Raw genomic sequence first — 1,406 nt, 5'->3', positions numbered from 1 at the left:
TGCTTCTGTAATGGGCCGTTGGGTGTCAATCCCCTGAGTGACTGTCCTGTCGCCGAAGTCTTGCTTCTGTTCGGGGTCGACGCGCGGCCGCCCCACCATGCCATCAGAGGGGATGCGATCAGCCCATCTAAGACGCGTGTTCCACCTCATGAGGTGTTCACGGCACTACTTACGGCTTGATCGCCTCCATCGTCCCGGCGACGGGACCTCAGGAGAACAGGGCCGAACTCGCCCTGTCCCGAACGCTTTTCTCTCCTATGCGGTGACGCCCTCCCGGCCCCAGCGGAAGGTGGTGCCATCCACCCACATGCGATGCAAAATGACCGCGAGCTTGCGGGCCAGCGCCACCTTGGCACGCCGCATGCCCCGTCGCTTGGCCACCTCCAGCGCCCAGCGCTTGAGCGCAGAGAAGCGCACCGCTCGGGTCAGCAGGATGTGGGCTCCTTCATACAGCGCCGTGCGCACCATCGGATCGCCCACCCGGCTCACCGCTCCCGTGATGTCAGTCTCGCCTGACTGGTACTTCTTCGGGGTGAGGCCAAAATGCGCTCCGACAGCCCGGGAGCGCGAGAACCGATCAGGCTGATCCACTGCGGCGGTGAACGTCACCGCAATCAGCGCTCCCACACCCGGCACGGTCATCAGCCGTCGGCAGACTTGATCACCCCGCGCAATCGCCAGCATGGCGCGATGCAGCTTGGCAAACTCCGTCTGCAGGGCCTCCCGAGCCCGCAACATCGCCCCGGCAATCCGCTCCAGCATCTCATGGCCTGCCGTGAGGGTGCGCACGCGGCTGGCGAACTGGCCCTTGCTGATCTCGCCCACCTTCAGGCCAAAGCCGCGCAACAGCCCACGCAGGCTTAGTTCGACATCCCGCATCTTGGCCTGCAGCTGCTTGCGGGCGGTGAGCAGGGCACGCACCTCTTGCGCTGGCGGCGACTTGCAGTGGACGGGGCGGAACCAGCCCATGCGCAGCAGCTGGGCTATGCCGCGGGCATCCCGGCGGTCGGTCTTGACGATCATGGCCGAGAGCGCCGCCTTCACGTGCCGGGTCTCCAGCAGCACGACATCATAGCCGGCGTTCTGCAGGCCGGCATACAGCCACTGCGAGAGAGGCCCCGCTTCCAGGCCGACACGGGTGAGCGGCAAGCCCAACCCGGAGAGAAAGGTTGCCAGCGCTTCCGGCTCGCTGGTGACCTTCGCCTCGCGGAGGATCTGCCCTGAGGCATCAAGGATGCAGACGCTGCTCAGTTCCAAAGACACGTCGATCCCGGCATAATAGTCCATGGCTGTCCCTCATGATGCTTGGGGCCGATCCACACGGACCCCGTTTCCACACACATCACTCTGAGGGACAGCCACCCTGCTTCGCTACTCCGTGAGCGGCAGGCCCATTACGGCATCTA

The 1,406-nt window shown here is 65.0% G+C and carries 1 protein-coding gene; it reads right to left on the bottom strand.

Annotation, left to right across the window (positions count from 1 at the left end):
- Positions 1 to 255: 255 nt before the first annotated feature.
- Entirely contained in the window at positions 256 to 1,287 is a 1,032-nt protein-coding gene (locus tag JKL45_RS29520; protein WP_201865322.1) for an IS110 family RNA-guided transposase, read from the bottom strand.
- Positions 1,288 to 1,406: the final 119 nt, after the last annotated feature.

It is taken from the genome of Microvirga soli (assembly GCF_016734765.1).
In the GTDB taxonomy this organism is placed as follows: Bacteria; Pseudomonadota; Alphaproteobacteria; order Rhizobiales; family Beijerinckiaceae; genus Microvirga; species Microvirga soli.
The sequence above is the reverse complement of the archived record's forward strand: the minus strand, read 5'-3'. Positions and strand labels throughout refer to the sequence as shown.